Raw genomic sequence first — 17,568 nt, 5'->3', positions numbered from 1 at the left:
AGGACCATGATCTCCTTGAGATTGTGGTTCTTTTTTGCGTTGAAAATGTAAGACACTTATATTTAACTTAAAGGAAAGGTACAAATTGAGACTAACTCATAACAATTGAAGCTATTTTGAAATAAATTAGTATCAGGTATTAGTATCAGGTGTTATAATGGAAACAAGGATTATAAAGGAGAGTGGTCAGATTGTTGAATTCTAAAGCAAAGCTTACGGCCCTGGGTACTTATGTACCTGAACGGATTTTGACGAATGCCGACTTGGAGAAGCTTGTGGATACTAGTGACGAGTGGATAGTACAACGAACGGGTATGCGTGAACGGCGAATTGCGGCTGAAGACCAATATGTATCTGATCTATGCATTCAAGCTGTTACACGTATGATTAAGCTCTATGACGTAAATATAAACGAAGTTGATATGATCATTGTAGCGACTAGTACGCCTGATTACTACTTTCCAAGTACAGCTTCACGAATTCAGGCCCATTTTAATATTTCGGATACGGGAGCAATGGATGTAAGTGCAGCATGTGCAGGATTCACCTATGGACTTCACCTGGCTAACGGCCTTATTACGGGTGGTCTGCACCGTAAGGTTTTAGTGGTGGGAGCGGAAACGTTGTCCAAAATTACGGATTACACGGACCGGACGACTTGTGTACTTTTTGGAGACGGAGCAGGGGCTGCTCTTGTTGAATATGACGAGGATGAAGGATCTTTTTTGACCGCAGATATCGGAACTTATGGGCAAGGGGGAGTTCATCTCTATCGGGCAGGTTTATCTGATTATTTAGATGGAGAAAAGCTGCAAGCTAATGGATTTCTTGTTCAAAATGGACGTGAGGTTTATAAATGGGCTGTTCGCTCTGTCCCAGCGGGAGTAGAACGGTTATTGGAGCAGGCTGGAATGAAGAATGAGGACCTTGACTGGTTTGTACCGCATAGCGCCAATCTGAGAATGATCGAATCCATATGTGAACGAGGGGCAATACCTTTGGAAAAGACGCTGACAAGTGTAGAGTTTTATGGCAATACATCGGCGGCATCTATTCCTTTAGCTTTACAGTGCGGTTTGGATGATGGGCGTTTACGGTATGGACAGCGGGTATTGTTATATGGGTTCGGAGGGGGCCTGACTTATGCAGGTCTGCTGTTAAAATGGAGCGTGCCTGATTTGTAAGCTGTCCGGATGGTATAATTAACAATATAAGAGAAAGGGGCGTAACATGAAGGTATTAGTATTAGCAGAAAAACCATCCGTAGCCAGAGAGATTGCACGTGTGATGGGAAGCCGCGAGAAGCATAAAAGCTATATAGAGGGGCCCAAGTATGTTGTGACGTGGGCGTTAGGACATTTGGTTGGACTGGCAGAGCCGGAGGATTATGATTCCAAGTATGCAACCTGGAATTTGGAGGACCTGCCGATCCTTCCGAAGAGTACCAAGCTGAAGGTGCTACGTGAAAGCAATCATCAGTTCAAGGCTGTACAGCAGCTCATGAAGCGGCAGGACATTGGAGAACTTATTGTGGCAACGGATGCTGCCCGTGAGGGGGAACTGTTGGCACGTTGGATTATACAAATGGCGAACTGGAAAAAGCCTTTTCGCCGTTTGTGGATTTCATCGCAGACGGACAAGGCGATTAAGGAAGGCTTCGCGAAGCTGTTGCCTGGGCAGCAGTTTGATCGTTTATACGAATCGGCTCGTTGTCGGGCTGAAGCAGACTGGATGATTGGTCTGAATGTGACCCGCGCATTGACGTGTCGCTATAACGCTCAGCTTTCGGCGGGAAGAGTACAGACACCGACGCTGGGGATGATTATGGAACGTGAGAAGGAGATTACTCAGTTTCGTTCTCAGGAATATGATACATTGACGGCAGACTTTGGTGATTTTCAGGCAACTTGGCGTGCGGAAAATGGCGACTCACGCATGTTTGACCGTACTCAAGCAGAGGCTTTGCGCCGCAAATTGGAAGGCGTCAAAGGCACGGTTTCCAGTGTCAAAAAAAGTGAAAAGAATGAGCCACATCCGTTGGCTTATGATTTAACCGAGCTGCAAAGGGATGCCAACCAGCGCTACGGCTTTTCGGCCAAGCAGACGTCTAATGTACTTCAGCGTTTGTATGAGCAGCATAAGCTGGTCACGTATCCACGTACAGATAGCCGTTATCTGACATCCGATATGGTGGATACCCTTAAGGAACGGCTCAATAGTGTGGCTGTAGGCCCGTATGCTTCCTTGGCACGCCCGTTACTGCGCAAGAGCTTGACGATCTCGAAGCGAATTGTGGATGACAGCAAAGTAACGGATCACCATGCGATCATCCCTACAGAGCAGACCTTGTTGCTTAATCAGCTAAGCCCGGAGGAACGTAAGCTGTATGATCTGATTGCGCGGCGATTTATCAGTCTTTTCTATCCACCTGCTCGTTATGATGCTGTAGCGGTTTCGGTAACAGTAGAGCAGGAAACGTTTCAAGTCAAAGGCACGACGATAAAAGATAGTGGCTGGCGTGCTGTATATGACGGAAATCTCTATGATACGGACGACGAAGCAGAGGAACGCGAGGACAACGGAAGTGGTGTTATTTTACCTGAACTGAAAAAAGGGGATTCTGTTCGGATAGAGCGTTGCCTTGTGCGTGCTGGACGAACGATGCCGCCGAAGCGGTATACGGAAGCGGCGCTACTTGCTCAGATGGAGAAGCATGGTCTGGGTACTCCTGCTACTCGCGCAGATCTGATTGAGAAGCTGGTTAGCTCGGATACAATTGAGCGTCAGGGAAATGTAATGCATCCAACGGGGAAAGGCAAGCAACTGATTGAGCTGGCAGCTCCACAGCTAAGAACACCGGAGCTGACGGCACGTTGGGAAGCGGAGCTGGAACGAATCGCCCGTGGTCAAGGGCAACCGGGACCGTTCTTGGACTCGATTCGTGCGATGGCGAAAGAGCTGGTTTCCACTGTGAAAAATAGCAGTGCTGAATACAAGCCCCATAACGTGACGAACAGCCATTGCCCGGATTGTGGTACAAAGCTTTTGGAGAAGAAGGGCAAACAGGGCAAGTTCCTCGTATGTCCAAGTGTGGATTGCGGCTATCGCCGTTCGGGAGAAAAACGTCTATCGAATCGTCGTTGTCCGCAGTGCCATAAAAAAATGGAAATGAAAGAGGGCAAGGCGGGTTTGTATGTCAGATGTCTGCCTTGTGGCATTACCGAAACACTGGATAAGGACAAGCAACGGGTAAACAAACGTGAACAGCAGAAGCTGGTAAGACAATATGAAAAGCAGGAATCTTTTGGCTCCAGTCTGGGTGATCTGCTGAAAGCAGCCTTGGAGCAAAAGCAGGGAAAATAACGGGCAGCTACAAGTAATCCATATCAAGTCAACAGCAAGGGCGATAAGCATCAGCAAATCGGTATAAAACCTCTCGCTCCTTGGCATGGTAAGCCGAGGAGGTGAGTAGTTATGCCCAAGCATAAGTCGCTTAAAATCAATAATCAGCAAAATAAATCAAGTATTTTGGAGGAAGAAATCGCTCCACATCCAGAGAAGCAAGCGAAATATCCTCCAAGCCTGAATGGGATTCCTAAACAACAGTCCTGATACGAAGTGACAGGAGCACAGGATTGTAACAAAATGGAATCAGTTATCCATTGAATGGTATGGATTTAACCATCTAACGGGCAAACTTAAACTTGAAGCTATATCAAGGCTGAGACAATTGGGCTCAGTGTGGAGTTGTGGGTTTGTCATTGTCTTGCGAAAAGGAGCAACAGTTACGGTATATCACCGTTACTGCTGCTCCTTTTTTAGTGAACTGGCTTTGATATCTTATTGTTCATTGGAAATCACTTATTTGGATTTTACAAAATCCTCATTTATTAGTATTCATTAAAGAAGGACTGAATCTGTTTAACATCATGCGTTTGAGTCAAAGCAAGCATGAGCAAGATCCTTGCTTTTTGCGGATTGAGTGAGTCAGTGGAAACAAAGTTGGATGCTGCGTCTTTCGTAGACGGAGAGACGATTCCGCTGCCTACTCGGCTGGAACGCGCGATGATAACTCCTTTTTTACCTGCTGCCTCAGCACCTTCTGTAGAGGTCTTGGACAAGGAACCATTGCCGGAGCCCGCCACAACGATACCTTTGGCACCTGCCGCTACGGCTGCATCATACAGATATCGCCCGTTATTTTGATATTCGTATAAAATATCTACCTGCGGCAGTTGGGTCAGATTGGAGATGTCGAACACGGAAGCAGTTGTATGCTTGTGTGTAGGTTTGTTGTAGTAATACACTTGATCTCCCACAACAGCTCCGAGATAGCCCTGTTCTACCGCCTTGAATGTATCGACTGCTGTCGTGTTCGTCTTGGTAATGTATCTCGCTGCACCGATGCGATCATTCAGCAGTACGAGTACGCCTTGACCTTTGGAGGCAGAAGCCCCGGCGACTTTGACAGCATTATAAAGGTTAAAAGGACCATCGGCGCTGATTGCTGTAGCTGGGCGCATGGAGCCAACGACAACGACGGGCTTATCGCTTTTGATGACCAGATTGAGGAAATAAGCGGTTTCTTCCAACGTATCTGTACCATGAGTAATAACGATTCCGTCCACATCATCTCTGGCGAGCAGCTCATTCGTACGTTTGGCGAGTTTTAAAAGGATATCATTATTAATGTCGGGGCTGCCCACGTTGACAACCTGTTCACCGCTGACGTTAGCAATACTTTTCATTTCAGGAACGGCGTTGATCAGAGTCTCGACGCCCAATGCGCCTGCTTTGTAGTCGGTTGTATCGGTGTTGAAGGCAGATGACCCTGCGATAGTTCCTCCGGTGGCAAGTATTTTAATGTTGGGTAGATGATTGGTTTGTGGTTTCTCAGATTTATCGGTGATAGTAGTAGCAGATGTAGGTGCAGTCGTGCTGGTAGTAGCTGCTGCCGCAGCATTAGCGGTAAAACCGCCACTCCATAAAGTACTTCCGAGAATAAAACTGGCCAGCAGGGGAATCATCGTCATTTTCTTCAAGTTAGTCATATAAAGCTCCTCTCCAATGTAAAAACCATAGATATAAATGATAGATTAACTGGCAATTTTTTTGTCTAATTACATTAATATCACGAATTATAGAGGCTAAAATTGTTTTTAGTCAATACATATGTCACATAATATGACGTTATAACTTATATTTTATAAATGTAATCGTTTATTGTTTGTATAAGGTGTGTAGTAAGAGGATAGCTATTACTTTTTATATGATTTTGTATAGAGTTCATTAGTAGGATGATAGGGGGAGTTAACTTTATGTAAGCTATACAATTACACAGGGTAAACCGAAATCAACAGGTCTTTCAGCTGTTCTACAATATAAAGTAATCAATGAATTAGATGCTATCACTCGTTCTGTACGTTCTGAAAATATAGGCAGTTCAAATGTAACGCTTCGACGGGCTTTAAGCTGTAATGTGGATTTCGTGACGGTGATTATGATATGTGCAATTGTCTGGTTCATGAGGTAGGGAGAGTCATTCCAGACGCCGGAAGCTGTACTGGTTCGTTCCTCGGAAGAATTGTGTGATATGTCGCGCACCTATCATCGCTTATATTGAACAAGACTGTCAAGAGGAGGATTCCGTGATCAGGTTCGTTCGGTGCTGATTAAAAACTGGGAAGCCACGTATTCTGATTTTAATGCGGATCGGATTAAAGAAATTGCTTCGGCTGGTCAGGAGCTTGGGGTTGAGCTATTTGTACTGGACGATGGGTGGTTGTCTGGGTAGACTGGGAGAAGAGATTACTGCGACAGGATGGAAGTGGACATCGAAATTACAACAAGCAGACACCTCAAAGGGGGCCTGCTTGTTGTTTTGCAGAAGCTAGAGAAGGCAATGTATCTGATTTTTGCGACATCTAAAAATGAACACACTGCAATTCAAGCTGACATTATAGGTGAATAACATGGTTTTACAGCTTATACAGCAGGGTTACCTGCAATTAAGGATTGTTGGTATGCTGTTTGGTCGGCAAACTGGCGCTGGGAGTTCCTTTTCCTCTTTTACGGTTGCGTTCTGCCTTTTTCGCATTTTCTCGCAGCTTTTCCACGTATTCATGGGTGCTTTCCATCGTAGTCCCTCCTTTAATTCAAGGATAGCCGTCATACAACGTTACTATATCCGCAAAAGCGGTATTTCAGTCAGGAGAAGGCGTTGTTTCTGCAAAAGGGGTGGAGTTATAATGAAGGGGAGAGGGCTATAGAAGGACTAATGCCTGAACTCGGTGCGGTGTGCAAAAGGAGGAGAGACATTGCAGACAGGCTTGTTGGTATGGCTGCTGTTTATAAACGCAGTAGGCTATCTGGTAATGTCGGAAGACAAAAAGAGGGCGCGTAAGCACCGTGATCGTGTACCCGAACGGACGCTGTTTTTGCTGGCCCTGATCGGGGGAGCGTTGGGCGTGCTGATTGCGATGTACCGCAAACGCCACAAAACGCAGCATATGAGCTTCAGACTCGGTATTCCTGCGTTGCTGTTCGTTAATGCATTGCTATACGGATATTTTTTACGGTAAAGCCGTGGTTTAGGCTCTCATGGGGATGTTTAATGATGAGTAGGGCGGCTATGCCAGCGTTTGGCAATGTGAATGTACGAACGCCCAAAGGAATACATATTTCAGGCTTTGTTCTAACAAACTGAATAGGAAGAGGTGCATATGTATGTTATTTTCGAAAATATTGCTTGCTTATGACGGTTCCGAGGCATCCAATAAGGCTTTGTTGAAGGCGGCTGAATTAACCAAGGCTTCACCATCCTCAAAGCTTGAGGTGGTAACGGCGTTTGATTTTCCGCGTATTTTCATGGGTGAAGGTTTGGCCCCGCTTCCAGCTTCGGTGAATAAAGAATATTACGATTTGGCGGAGCAAACCACGGATGAGGTCAAAAAACGGCTTGCTGATCAGGGCATTGACGCCAAGGTGGAGCTGATTCAGGGTTCGCCGGCCGAAGTTATTTTGGATTATGCGAATGAAAATGGCTTCGATGTGATTGTGATCGGCAGCCGTGGTTTGGGTGGTATTCGTGAATTTGTGTTAGGCAGCGTCAGTCATAATGTGGTGCAGCATGCGCGCATTCCTGTGCTGGTCGTGAAGTAACAGAATAGAAGGAATAAAAGTCGGATTACTGCCTGTACAGGAAGTACCGGCTTTTATTTTTTTGTGGAGTATAGGGCCGGCCTATGATGGCAGTCTGGGCCCAAAGAGTCGGCTAAATGTATAGCTATTGTCCCCGTTTGCGGGTAGAAAAGGGATTGTGTTTTGTCAAACACGAACATTCAATTGGATGATTTTGATAATGTTCGTTTTCAAGTTGACATAAGGTGTAGGGAATTGTTAAACTATGAAGTGTATTGTCGATAAAAAAAGAGCTTTAGGTAAAATTGAATAAGGTACACATGTTTGAGCCGAAACAGACCACGATCATGTTTGTTAGAATATCGTTTGGGGTCGATTGGGCACAATGCTGACTCGTATAATGCCGGGGATATGGCCCGGAAGTTTCTACCTGGAAACCTTAAATTTCCGGACTACGGGAGACATACGGCTGAAGCCGCATTTGTTGCGGTGAAACAGGCTTGCTTTTGGCATGCCTTTGTGAGGCTTTGTCGTTTGTTTTTCGTAGTCCGGTGTCTTGAAAATAACGTTATTTTCGAGTGCCGGATTTTTGGCGCTTATTGATAAACAGGGAGTGAAGGACATGTCAGTGCAGGTCGCTGTCATTATGGGCAGCACATCGGACTGGGACACCATGCAACATGCATGTGCAGTGCTGGACGAGCTGGAAATCGGATATGAGAAAAAGGTAGTCTCAGCCCATCGAACGCCGGATCTGATGTTCCGTTTTGCAGAGGAAGCCGCTGGGCGCGGGCTAAAGGTTATTATTGCCGGAGCAGGTGGCGCGGCGCATTTGCCGGGAATGGTGGCAGCCAAGACGGCATTGCCAGTCATCGGTGTGCCTGTTCAGTCGAAGGCTCTGAACGGTCTGGACTCCCTGCTCTCCATTGTGCAGATGCCGGGTGGTATTCCGGTTGCCACTGTGGCAATCGGTAAGGCAGGCGCTACGAATGCAGGGCTGCTGGCCGCACAAATATTAGGCGCTTTTGACGAAAAGATAAGCCAGCGGGTCTTGGCAAGACGCGATCGTATCCGTGATGAGGTGCTGGAAGGCAGTGACTCGCTATGAGTGAGGCATGTGAACCCGCAGGCCGCATCCTTCCTCCTGGTACAATGATTGGACTTTTGGGAGGCGGACAATTAGGAAGAATGCTTGTAATGGCGGGAACAAACCTAGGATATCGCTTTGTGACACTGGACCCGTCACCAGATAGTCCGTGCGGGCAGGTGTCAGAACAAATCCTTGCTGCCTATGATGATGTGCATGCTGCCAGAGAGCTGGCTGGGCGATGCGACGTGATTACGTATGAGTTTGAAAATGTGGACGCGGGTGTGGCTGCGCTTTTGGAACAGGAATCAAGTGTGCCGCAGGGTAGCAGTTTATTGTATACAACACAGCATCGATTACGGGAAAAGCGCTCCATTGAAGCCGCTGGCGTTCCTGTCGCTCCGTATCGTGAAATCAGTAGTCCTGCGGATATGGTTCAAGCGGTAGCCGAACTGGGCGTGCCATGTGTGCTCAAGACAGCAGTTGGTGGTTATGATGGCAAGGGACAAGCGGTTATTCGCCAACCCGAGGAAGCCGTAGCTGCCTACGAACAACTGGCTGGAAGCGGTGCAGAACTGGTGCTGGAAAAGTTCATTCGTTTTCGCTGCGAAATCTCGGTAATCGTCGCACGCAGCACGAACGGCGAAGCCAAAGCCTTCCCACCTGCGGAAAACATTCATGTGAACAACATTTTGCACACGTCGATTGTACCCGCGCGAGTGCCACAATCCGTGCAGGAGGAAGCACGCAAGCTGGCTTTGGCTGTGGCGGAGTCGTTAGGTGCGGTGGGGCTGCTCGCTGTAGAGATGTTCGTTACCGAAGACGGACAATTGTACGTCAATGAGCTGGCACCGAGGCCGCATAACTCCGGCCATTACACGATGGAGGGATGCGCGACGTCGCAATTCGAACAGCACATACGTGCGATTTGCGGCTTGCCGCTGGGCAGCACGAAGCTGCTGACTCCGGTCGTGATGGTCAATGTGCTAGGCGAGCATTTGGAGGACGTGGTTCAACGGTTCGTGCAGCCGGATGCCGAAGCTGAAAGATTGGATGTTGTACCCAAGCTGCATTTGTATGGAAAAAGTGAAGCCAAGCCAGGCCGAAAGATGGGACATATGAATCTATTGTGCCAGGATGCGGAACAAGCGCTGGAATGGATTGAACAAACCAATATTTGGGGGAATAAATAGTATGATCGAACGCTATAGCAGACCGGAAATGAGAGCGATTTGGACGGAAGAAAATAAATTTAAAGCGTGGCTGGAAGTAGAACTGTGTGCCTGTGAAGCTTGGGCAGAATTGGGCGTTATTCCGAAAGAGGACACTGTGGCGCTGCGTAAGAACGCAAGCTTTGATATTGACCGGATCTATGAAATTGAACAGGAAACAAGACATGATGTCATTGCTTTTACCCGCACGGTATCCGAAAGCCTTGGCGATGAGCGCAAATGGGTGCATTACGGCCTGACCTCCACGGATGTGGTAGATACCGCACTGGGCTACTTGTTGAAGCAGGCGAATGAAATTCTGGAGCGCGATATCTTGAATTTTATTGAAATTTTGAAGGAAAAAGCACTGGCTTACAAGCATACGCCGATGATGGGCCGTACACACGGGGTACACGCTGAACCGACGACGTTTGGCCTGAAAATGGCTTTGTGGTACGAGGAAATGAAGCGTAATCTGGAACGTTTCCGTTTTGCGGCTGACCAGGTTGAATACGGTAAAATGTCTGGTGCAGTCGGAACGTACGCTAACATTGATCCGGCTGTAGAAGAGTTTGTATGCCGCAAGCTGGGCACCAAGCCTGCGCCAATCTCCACACAGACGCTCCAGCGTGATCGTCATGCCGAATACATGGCGACATTGGCACTGGTAGCCACATCGCTGGACAAATTTGCTACAGAAGTCCGCGCTCTGCAAAAAAGTGAATTCCGTGAGGTGGAAGAAGCTTTTGCCAAGGGTCAAAAAGGTTCCTCCGCAATGCCGCACAAACGCAATCCAATCGGCAGCGAAAATATTTCCGGTCTGGCGCGTGTGATTCGCGGGCATATGGTATCCGCGTATGAGAACGTAACACTGTGGCATGAACGCGACATTTCGCATTCTTCCGTGGAACGTATCATTTTGCCGGATGCAACGATGCTGTTGAACTACATGCTGAACCGTTTTGGCAATATCGTGAAGAACCTGACGGTATTCCCTGAAAATATGAAGCGCAATATGGCGCGTACGTATGGCGTACCGTTCTCCGGTCGTATTATGACGAAGCTGATCGACAAGGGCTTTAGCCGTGAAAAAGCCTACGATACCGTGCAACCGCGTGCTATGCAGGCGTGGGAAGAGCAACGCCAATTCCGCGAAATCGTCGAGGCGACTCCGGAAATTACCGCCGTACTCAGCCCGGACGAAATCGAGGATGCTTTCAACCCGGCATGGCATTTGAAAAACGTAGATACGATCTTCAAAAAGCTGGGATTAGGGGAATAGGAGAGAGGGGTGGCGCTTGGTGAGGCCGCTGCGCGAACGGATCATTCTTCCGATTGCTGTTGCCCCTGGATTCCTGGATTGGAATAAACCCGTAAAGGTTGGAATCCAGGGACAAAGGCAAACGCTGACGCTTCTTCAGAATGATTCCGTTCGCTCCGCTACTTCCAGCACCAACCTTCATGAGGGAGCAGGAATAGGGGGAGGTGCGGTGCATAACATGCCGCACCGACCCAAAGAGCGATGGAAAAGCGTGTTCCACTGCTTTTTCTATCGCAAAGCAACGTTCTTGGGAGGGCTGCCGAATTTGCGTAGCAAACAGCCCGCAGCCCTCCCAAGAACGCGCAGGCTCAAGGAGCGAAGCCTTGAGCCACCGTATCTGTGCGCAGCGTAGCACATGCGCACAGCAGGCGAAGCCTGAATGCTCGGCTGCATGACATGCCGAGCTACGGCCACGGGCCGAATGCTAGGCGACATGTAATACGCCAAGCCATGGTACAACCGTAAGCTGCATATAAAATTGCAGCTTAAAGCTTTCAACGCCATTACGATGTCATATCCGTAAAAGCGTCGCTCTGCGCCAACGTAAAAGCGTTGCTGGATTAAAGCTTGTGTCAACAAGCCTTAATCCAGCGGAACGCGCTCACACCACCCCAGCTACAATAAACAGCCCCGCCCACTCACTGCGCCAAACCCTTGCGGGAGTCCCGAGGGCAGCAGCCCTGGGGGTCCTCCCCGAGGGGAGGATTTAGGAGGGGCACAAGGTTTAGGAGGGGCCATACTCTTTTGAAAGAGGTGTATTAGATGTCATTGTCTACCGCCGAGGGACTAATCCATGCGCCGTTGCTGTACAAAGGCAAGGTGCGTGAGCTGTATGATCTCGGAGAGCATTTTCTGATTGTCGTGACGGACCGGATTTCGGCTTTTGATTATGTGCTGGAGCCACCCGTACCCGAAAAGGGGAATGTGCTGAATAAACTCAGCGCTTTCTGGTTTGAACAAACGAAAGACTTGTTGGAAAACCATGTCGTGCACACCGATGTGAACAAGCTCGGGCATGTGATCGACGAACAGAATAAAGAGTTGCTGAAGGACCGGATTATGGTCACGCTGAAGGCTGAACGCATCGACATTGAGTGTGTGGTGCGCGGATATATTACCGGAGGCGGCTGGCGTCAGTATGAGCAGAACGGTGAGGTAAACGGCATTCCATTGCCGAAGGGACTACGAAAAAATGAGCGTTTTCCCAAGCCTTTATTTACACCGGCTGCGAAAAATGATGTTGGACACGACGAGGACATTTCTCTTCATCAGATGAAAGAGCTGGTCGGGGCTAAACTGACAGACGAGCTTGAGGAAAAAAGCTTGGCATTATACGAATTTGCGCGTGCTTTCTGCGAGAAGCGTGGAATTATTTTAGCCGATTGCAAGTTTGAGTTTGGTCTTGTTGATGGAAAGGTTATTTTGATTGATGAAATTTTCACCCCGGATTCATCCCGTTTTTGGGCGCAGGAAAAGTATGAGCTGGATGTCGAGATTGACAGCATGGACAAGGAGCCGGTACGAAGCTATTTGGCAGCATCCGGTTGGGACAAGAATAGCAAGCCCGATCCGTTGCCTGCTGAGGTCGTAGAAGAAACAACTGCAAGATATACGGATATTTGGCGGCGTCTGACGGCACAGTAAATAGTAATCATAATTCAACCAATAGGATTCACTCATTCGGAGGAGGAACTGAAGGAACATGATGAAAGCAACGGTCTATGTCACAATTAAGCAAAGCGTTTTGGACCCGCAAGGGGTTGCGGTGCAAGGCGCACTGCATTCTATGGGCTTCGGAGAAGTGGACAGCGTCAGAATTGGTAAGTATATGGAATTGAATCTGGATACAACAGACCGCGAGAGTGCTGAAAAGCGCATCATTGAGATGTGCGAAAAGCTGTTGGCCAACACGGTCATTGAAGACTACCGCTACGAACTGGAGGGCTAATTCCATGAAATTTGCAGTTCTGGTTTTTCCGGGCTCCAACTGTGATATTGACTGCTATAAGGCGGTAGAGGACACGGTCGGTGAACCTGTCGATTATGTTTGGCATACTGCGACGGATCTGTCGCCTTATGATTGTATTCTTGTTCCAGGAGGCTTCTCCTACGGGGATTACCTGCGCTGTGGCGCGATTTCCCGGTTTGCCCCGGTGATGAAGGAAGTAGCCAAAGCGGCTGCCGAGGGCAAATACATTTTGGGTATTTGCAACGGTTTTCAAATTTTGACCGAAGCTGGGCTGTTGCCGGGTGCTTTGCGCCGTAATTTGTCGATGAAGTTCCGTTGCCACGATACGGTGTTGAAGGTTGCGAATAATCAAACGCCTTTTACAAAGGATTATGCTGCCGGTGAAGAGATCGTTATTCCGATTGCCCACGGCGAAGGCAACTATTACTGTGATGATGAGACGCTGGCTCGCTTGCAGGCGAATAACCAGATCGTATTTACGTATAAAGATAATCCAAACGGTTCCGTGGCGGATATCGCAGGGATTTGTAATGAACAAGGAAACGTGCTGGGCATGATGCCTCACCCGGAACGCGCGGTGGACGCATTGCTTGGAACGGATGACGGCAAACGAATGTTTACATCTATTTTGAACGCTTGGAGGGATCGTCATGGCGCAGCAAGTGTCCGCTAAGGAACCAACGGCAGAGCAGGTTGCCGAACATAAACTGTATCAGCAGATGGGTGTGTCGGACAGCGAATATGCGCTGATCTGCGAATTCATGGGACGTCAGCCGAATTATACGGAGATTGGCGTATTCAGTGTCATGTGGTCAGAGCATTGTGCTTACAAAAACTCCAAGCCGTTGCTGCGACGTTTTCCAACGAGTGGCCCACGAGTTCTGATGGGACCGGGTGAGGGTGCAGGGATAGTAGATATCGGTGATAACCAGGCAGTTGTATTTAAAATCGAAAGTCATAACCATCCGTCGGCTGTAGAACCTTTTCAGGGGGCAGCGACAGGGGTAGGCGGCATCATCCGTGATATATTCTCCATGGGTGCAAGACCTGTGGCGGTGCTGAATTCTCTGCGTTTTGGCAAGCTGGAGAGCGACCGTGTGAAATATTTGTTCGAGCATGTGGTATCCGGTATTGCGGGATACGGGAACTGTATCGGTATTCCGACGGTAGGCGGCGAGGTTGTATTCGATGAAAGCTACGAAGGCAATCCACTCGTTAATGCAATGTGTGTCGGACTGATTGACCATGATAAAATCCAGCGTGGTGTTGCTAAAGGGGTCGGTAACCCGGTGTTCTATGTGGGCCCGCCGACAGGTCGTGATGGGATTCACGGAGCAACATTCGCATCGGTTGAGCTGACGGAGGAATCCGAAGCGAACCGGACTGCGGTTCAAGTAGGCGATCCTTTTATGGAGAAGCTGGTTATGGAATCATGTCTAGAACTGATCGATAGTGGTATTGTGCTGGGTATTCAGGATATGGGTGCCGCAGGACTTACCTGCTCCAGCGCGGAGATGGCGAGTAAGGCTGGCAACGGCCTGGAGCTGTATCTGGATCAGGTACCGCAGCGCGAAGAGGGCATGACATCTTATGAAATGATGCTGTCTGAATCACAGGAACGGATGCTGTTCGTAGTAGAGCCTAAGGATGAAGCACAGGCACTGGAAATTTTCGAGCGCTGGGGTGTAATTTGTGCCAAGGTCGGTAAAGTGACGGATGACGGACGTTTGCGTGTGTTCCATCATGATGAAGTGGTGGGTGACATGCCAGTAACGGCGCTGGTGGACGAGTGTCCGATTTACGATAAGCCTTCTGAAGTTCCTGCTTATTATGAGCAGAGCGCTGCCATTGACACACTGCGTTATGCAGAAGTGACGGATTTGAACGGTGCGCTGAAAAAGGTACTGTCTTCGCCAAGTGTAGCCAGTAAGAAATGGGTATATGAGCAGTATGATTACATGGTTCGTACCAGCACAGCCGTTCGTCCGGGCTCGGATGCGGCAGTAGTGACCGTGCGCGGAACCCGCAAGGGACTTGCCATGACGACGGACTGTAACGGACGTTATGTATACCTTGATCCAGAGGTAGGCGGACGGATTGCGGTCAGCGAAGCAGCACGTAATATTGTATGCTCCGGCGGCGAGCCACTGGCGATTACGGATAACCTGAATTTCGGTAATCCTGAAAAACCGGATATTTTCTGGCAAATGGAAAAAGCTGTAGACGGGATGGCAGAAGCTTGCCGCGTACTGGATACACCTGTCATCGGGGGCAACGTCAGCTTATACAATGAAAATGCCAAAGGTTCCATCTATCCGACGCCTGTCGTCGGCATGGTGGGTCTAATACATGATACGGACCATATTACGACACAAGGCTTTAAAGCCGAAGGCGACGTGATTTTCCTGGTGGGAGAAACGAAGGCCGAGCTGGGAGGCAGTGAGTTCCAAGCTGTCGTACACGGTGTATCCGAAGGACGACCGCCTGAGCTGGATTTGAACGTGGAGAAAAAGCTGCTGAATGCGGTGCTTAGTGCCATCCAAGCAGGCTTGGTACAATCTGCGCATGATCTGGCAGAGGGCGGATTGGCTGTAGCGCTTGCGGAATCTGGTATTAGCGGCGGATTGGGAGCACAGGTCAACCTAGAAACGACCTTGCGTCCTGACCATGCTTTGTTTAGCGAAAGTCAGTCCCGCATTTTGTTATCTGCATCGCCAGATCAAGCGTCTGCGCTGGAAGCACATCTGCGTGGTTTGGGAGTGCCAGTTACCGTATTGGGAAAAGTTGAAGGATCACAATTGACAGTTGAGGTGAACGGACAACCCGCTTTGAACGAGGCAGTCGCCAGTTTGAAGCAAATCTGGGAGGATGTCATTCCATGTCTGATGAAATAACAGCACGGACGTTGTGGACTGGAGATTATTATAATGAAGGCTCTGGTAAAGAGGGGCTGTTTGATAAATTAAAAGAGGAATGCGGCGTATTCGGAGTGTACAGACACTCCGATGCTGCTTCTCTAGCATATTACGGATTGCATGCACTCCAGCATCGTGGGGAGGAAAGCGCGGGCATCTGTGTGAGCAGTGGAGATGAGTTCCATTATCATCGTGGAATGGGCCTTGTTAAAGAAGTATTCAATAAAGATTTGATGGCTTCGCTGACAGGCGACATTGCCATAGGACATGTGCGCTACTCGACAAGTGGAGACAGTAAGCTGACGAATGCACAGCCCTTGGTTTTCAAATATCGTGATGGCGATCTGGCGGTAGCGACGAACGGGAATATCGTGAATGCCTTGCAAATCCGGCATGAGCTGGAGCAGGGCGGGTCTATTTTTCAAACGACCAGCGATACAGAGGTCGTGGCGCATTTGATCGCCCGGTCGTCCAAGGATTTGGTGGAAGCCGCCAAGGATGCATTGAAGCGTATTGTCGGTGGGTTTGCTTTTCTCATTATGACCAACGACAAGCTGCTGGTAGCTTCCGATCCTAACGGCTTGCGTCCGTTGACGATGGGCAGATTGGGTGATGCATATTTGTTTGCTTCCGAAACCTGCGCTTTGGAAACGATTGGAGCAGAGCTGTTACGTGATATCGAGCCGGGTGAGCTGTTGGTGTTGGACAAAAATGGACTGCACGAAGACCGTTACAGTGAAGGCAAGCATCGTAAAGCACTGTGCGCGATGGAATATATTTATTTTGCCCGTCCTGACAGTGACTTGAACGGAGCCAATCTTCATGCTGCACGTAAACGTATGGGTAGCCAGATGGCTTTGGAAGCTTTTGTCGATGCGGATCTGGTGACAGGAGTGCCGGATTCCAGTATTTCGGCTGCGATTGGTTATGCAGAGCAGACAGGTATTCCTTATGAGCTGGGTATGATTAAAAATAAATACACTGGACGTACCTTCATTCAGCCGAGTCAGGAGCTACGCGAGCAGGGTGTGAAAATGAAGCTGAGCGCTGTACGCCGTGTTGTTGAAGGTAAACGGGTCATTATGATCGACGATTCTATCGTCCGGGGCACCACGTCCCGTCGAATCGTGAATATGCTACGGGATGCGGGGGCGCTAGAGGTACATGTACGTATCACCTCGCCGCCTTTCAAAAACCCGTGCTTCTACGGCATTGACACGCCGGATCGCCGGGAACTGATCGCGTCGTCCAAAACCGTCGAGGAAATCCGTCAGGAGATTAACGCCGATTCGCTCTATTTTATGAGTGCCGAGGGCTTGATCGCCGCTGTAGGTGGATATAACGAAGAGGATTACAAAGGTGGCTTGTGCCTGGCCTGCTTCGATAATGATTACCCAACTCAGGTAGATTTCAAAGGCGAAGAAAAGCTCGGATGTAGTTGTTGAGAAAAGGGAACAAAAGAGGTACAGCGGTGCATGGCAGGTATGGGGATGGCGGTTCTGAGGGGGCCTCTCCGCGTGTGGAAGGTTCTTCCGATCGCTGTTGTCACTGGATTCCTGGATTAAAATGATCCCTTACAGGGTTGGAATCCAGCGGCAAAGGCGAACGCTCCGCTTCTCCAGAATCCTTCCACCCGCTCCGTTCCTCAGATGTGCATCCTTTTTGCAGCAGTGCCTGCCCCTCTTTTGTTCCCACGGGGAAGAGGATAAAAACTCATGGCATAACTATTTCATGCCATGAGTTTTTAAAGGGGCGGCCTGCGGAGCCGCCCATGAGCGAGCAGAGCGAAGCTCCATAGCAGGTTGGCGAAGCTACCTGCCTCAAACCTGAGGGCTAAGAAGTAAGCCAGCCTTTGGCGCTGCTTACTTCCTAGCCCTGACACGTCCCCGCCTTTGCGAAGCAAACAGCCCGGGACGTGCCCCGCC

At 49.0% G+C, this 17,568-nt stretch carries 18 protein-coding genes, 1 pseudogene and 1 riboswitch; of the genes and pseudogenes, 16 read left to right on the top strand and 3 right to left on the bottom strand.

Annotated elements, in window-relative coordinates; all coding sequences use genetic code 11:
- The first annotated feature begins 191 nt into the window (after positions 1 to 191).
- The 3 genes from L696_RS0110375 (at position 192) to L696_RS31185 (ending at position 3,612) form a co-directional block, all read left to right on the top strand.
- Entirely contained in the window at positions 192 to 1,184 is a 993-nt protein-coding gene (locus L696_RS0110375) for a ketoacyl-ACP synthase III (RefSeq protein ID WP_025683569.1), read from the top strand.
- 46 nt (positions 1,185 to 1,230) lie between these two features.
- Entirely contained in the window at positions 1,231 to 3,363 is a 2,133-nt protein-coding gene (locus L696_RS0110370; protein ID WP_025683568.1) for a DNA topoisomerase III, read from the top strand.
- 111 nt (positions 3,364 to 3,474) lie between these two features.
- Entirely contained in the window at positions 3,475 to 3,612 is a 138-nt protein-coding gene (locus L696_RS31185; protein ID WP_023987042.1) for a hypothetical protein, read from the top strand.
- 278 nt (positions 3,613 to 3,890) lie between these two features.
- Here the strand turns inward: L696_RS31185 and L696_RS0110360 are convergent, their stop codons facing one another.
- On the bottom strand, positions 3,891 to 5,051 hold the full coding sequence (locus L696_RS0110360) for a type II asparaginase (RefSeq protein ID WP_025683567.1): 1,161 nt from the start codon (positions 5,049 to 5,051) through the stop codon (positions 3,891 to 3,893).
- Between the two features lie 281 nt (positions 5,052 to 5,332).
- Here L696_RS0110360 and L696_RS31905 point away from each other — a divergent pair, with 281 nt between their 5' ends.
- Together L696_RS31905 and L696_RS32720 are read left to right on the top strand one after the other, a co-directional pair.
- Positions 5,333 to 5,533 (top strand): glycoside hydrolase family 36 N-terminal domain-containing protein, encoded by a 201-nt coding sequence (locus tag L696_RS31905; protein ID WP_280740170.1) that lies wholly within the window; start codon positions 5,333 to 5,335, stop codon positions 5,531 to 5,533.
- Positions 5,534 to 5,782: pseudogene (locus L696_RS32720) on the top strand (alpha-galactosidase); the annotation flags it as partial.
- 226 nt (positions 5,783 to 6,008) lie between these two features.
- On the opposite strand, the gene L696_RS29445 reads toward L696_RS32720, so the two are convergent.
- On the bottom strand, positions 6,009 to 6,137 hold the full coding sequence (locus L696_RS29445; protein WP_023987044.1) for a DUF4023 family protein: 129 nt from the start codon (positions 6,135 to 6,137) through the stop codon (positions 6,009 to 6,011).
- Between the two features lie 180 nt (positions 6,138 to 6,317).
- Between L696_RS29445 and L696_RS0110340 the strand changes: the two genes are divergently transcribed.
- The 11 genes from L696_RS0110340 (at position 6,318) to purF (ending at position 17,088) form a co-directional block, all read left to right on the top strand.
- Positions 6,318 to 6,581, top strand: a complete 264-nt coding sequence (locus L696_RS0110340) for a DUF1294 domain-containing protein (RefSeq protein WP_025683566.1) — start codon at positions 6,318 to 6,320, stop codon at positions 6,579 to 6,581.
- A gap of 145 nt (positions 6,582 to 6,726) precedes the next feature.
- The gene (locus tag L696_RS0110335) at positions 6,727 to 7,161 is read left to right on the top strand and encodes a universal stress protein (RefSeq protein ID WP_025683565.1); all 435 of its coding nucleotides are present in this window, start codon (positions 6,727 to 6,729) and stop codon (positions 7,159 to 7,161) included.
- Positions 7,162 to 7,513: 352 nt separating this feature from the next.
- A riboswitch (purine riboswitch) is annotated at positions 7,514 to 7,615 on the top strand.
- Between the two features lie 147 nt (positions 7,616 to 7,762).
- Positions 7,763 to 8,248: a 5-(carboxyamino)imidazole ribonucleotide mutase gene (gene purE / locus L696_RS0110330; RefSeq protein ID WP_013308792.1), complete on the top strand. Its 486-nt coding sequence runs from the start codon at positions 7,763 to 7,765 to the stop codon at positions 8,246 to 8,248.
- Positions 8,245 to 9,420: a 5-(carboxyamino)imidazole ribonucleotide synthase gene (gene purK, locus L696_RS0110325; RefSeq protein ID WP_025683564.1), complete on the top strand. Its 1,176-nt coding sequence runs from the start codon at positions 8,245 to 8,247 to the stop codon at positions 9,418 to 9,420. Before purE ends, purK begins: the two co-directional genes overlap by 4 nt.
- 1 nt (position 9,421) lies before the next feature.
- Entirely contained in the window at positions 9,422 to 10,720 is a 1,299-nt protein-coding gene (gene purB / locus L696_RS0110320) for an adenylosuccinate lyase (protein ID WP_014279839.1), read from the top strand.
- 16 nt (positions 10,721 to 10,736) lie between these two features.
- Positions 10,737 to 11,111: a hypothetical protein gene (locus L696_RS30920; protein WP_049827334.1), complete on the top strand. Its 375-nt coding sequence runs from the start codon at positions 10,737 to 10,739 to the stop codon at positions 11,109 to 11,111.
- 410 nt (positions 11,112 to 11,521) lie between these two features.
- The gene (locus L696_RS0110310) at positions 11,522 to 12,403 is read left to right on the top strand and encodes a phosphoribosylaminoimidazolesuccinocarboxamide synthase (RefSeq protein ID WP_025683563.1); all 882 of its coding nucleotides are present in this window, start codon (positions 11,522 to 11,524) and stop codon (positions 12,401 to 12,403) included.
- Positions 12,404 to 12,461: 58 nt separating this feature from the next.
- Positions 12,462 to 12,707, top strand: a complete 246-nt coding sequence (gene purS / locus L696_RS0110305) for a phosphoribosylformylglycinamidine synthase subunit PurS (RefSeq protein WP_013308797.1) — start codon at positions 12,462 to 12,464, stop codon at positions 12,705 to 12,707.
- 4 nt (positions 12,708 to 12,711) lie between these two features.
- Positions 12,712 to 13,401, top strand: a complete 690-nt coding sequence (gene purQ, locus L696_RS0110300; RefSeq protein ID WP_025683562.1) for a phosphoribosylformylglycinamidine synthase subunit PurQ — start codon at positions 12,712 to 12,714, stop codon at positions 13,399 to 13,401.
- On the top strand, positions 13,379 to 15,622 hold the full coding sequence (gene purL, locus L696_RS0110295; protein WP_025683561.1) for a phosphoribosylformylglycinamidine synthase subunit PurL: 2,244 nt from the start codon (positions 13,379 to 13,381) through the stop codon (positions 15,620 to 15,622). The genes purQ and purL overlap by 23 nt, the downstream gene beginning before the upstream one ends.
- The gene (gene purF, locus L696_RS0110290) at positions 15,607 to 17,088 is read left to right on the top strand and encodes an amidophosphoribosyltransferase (RefSeq protein WP_025683560.1); all 1,482 of its coding nucleotides are present in this window, start codon (positions 15,607 to 15,609) and stop codon (positions 17,086 to 17,088) included. The genes purL and purF overlap by 16 nt, the downstream gene beginning before the upstream one ends.
- A 299-nt stretch (positions 17,089 to 17,387) precedes the next feature.
- Here the strand turns inward: purF and L696_RS31455 are convergent.
- The coding region (locus L696_RS31455; protein WP_209440956.1) for a hypothetical protein at positions 17,388 to 17,568 on the bottom strand (181 nt) is incomplete at its 5' end.

Origin of the sequence: Paenibacillus maysiensis (assembly GCF_000520815.1) — a bacterium.
GTDB classification, from domain to species: Bacteria; Bacillota; Bacilli; order Paenibacillales; family Paenibacillaceae; genus Paenibacillus; species Paenibacillus maysiensis.
Note: the sequence above shows the minus strand (reverse complement) of the source record. Positions and strands in the feature narration are given on the sequence as shown.

Bases quoted from the DNA above. Each gene is read 5' to 3' on its own strand.
- L696_RS29445 (WP_023987044.1), bottom strand. From the start codon at position 6,137: ATGGAAAGCACCCATGAATACGTGGAAAAGCTGCGAGAAAATGCGAAA.
- L696_RS31185 (WP_023987042.1), top strand. From the start codon at position 3,475: ATGCCCAAGCATAAGTCGCTTAAAATCAATAATCAGCAAAATAAATCA.
- L696_RS0110310 (WP_025683563.1), top strand. From the start codon at position 11,522: ATGTCATTGTCTACCGCCGAGGGACTAATCCATGCGCCGTTGCTGTAC.
- purE (WP_013308792.1), top strand. From the start codon at position 7,763: ATGTCAGTGCAGGTCGCTGTCATTATGGGCAGCACATCGGACTGGGAC.
- purF (WP_025683560.1), top strand. From the start codon at position 15,607: ATGTCTGATGAAATAACAGCACGGACGTTGTGGACTGGAGATTATTAT.
- L696_RS0110360 (WP_025683567.1), bottom strand. From the start codon at position 5,051: ATGACTAACTTGAAGAAAATGACGATGATTCCCCTGCTGGCCAGTTTT.
- purS (WP_013308797.1), top strand. From the start codon at position 12,462: ATGATGAAAGCAACGGTCTATGTCACAATTAAGCAAAGCGTTTTGGAC.
- purB (WP_014279839.1), top strand. From the start codon at position 9,422: ATGATCGAACGCTATAGCAGACCGGAAATGAGAGCGATTTGGACGGAA.
- L696_RS0110370 (WP_025683568.1), top strand. From the start codon at position 1,231: ATGAAGGTATTAGTATTAGCAGAAAAACCATCCGTAGCCAGAGAGATT.
- purL (WP_025683561.1), top strand. From the start codon at position 13,379: ATGGCGCAGCAAGTGTCCGCTAAGGAACCAACGGCAGAGCAGGTTGCC.
- L696_RS0110335 (WP_025683565.1), top strand. From the start codon at position 6,727: ATGTTATTTTCGAAAATATTGCTTGCTTATGACGGTTCCGAGGCATCC.
- purK (WP_025683564.1), top strand. From the start codon at position 8,245: ATGAGTGAGGCATGTGAACCCGCAGGCCGCATCCTTCCTCCTGGTACA.
- purQ (WP_025683562.1), top strand. From the start codon at position 12,712: ATGAAATTTGCAGTTCTGGTTTTTCCGGGCTCCAACTGTGATATTGAC.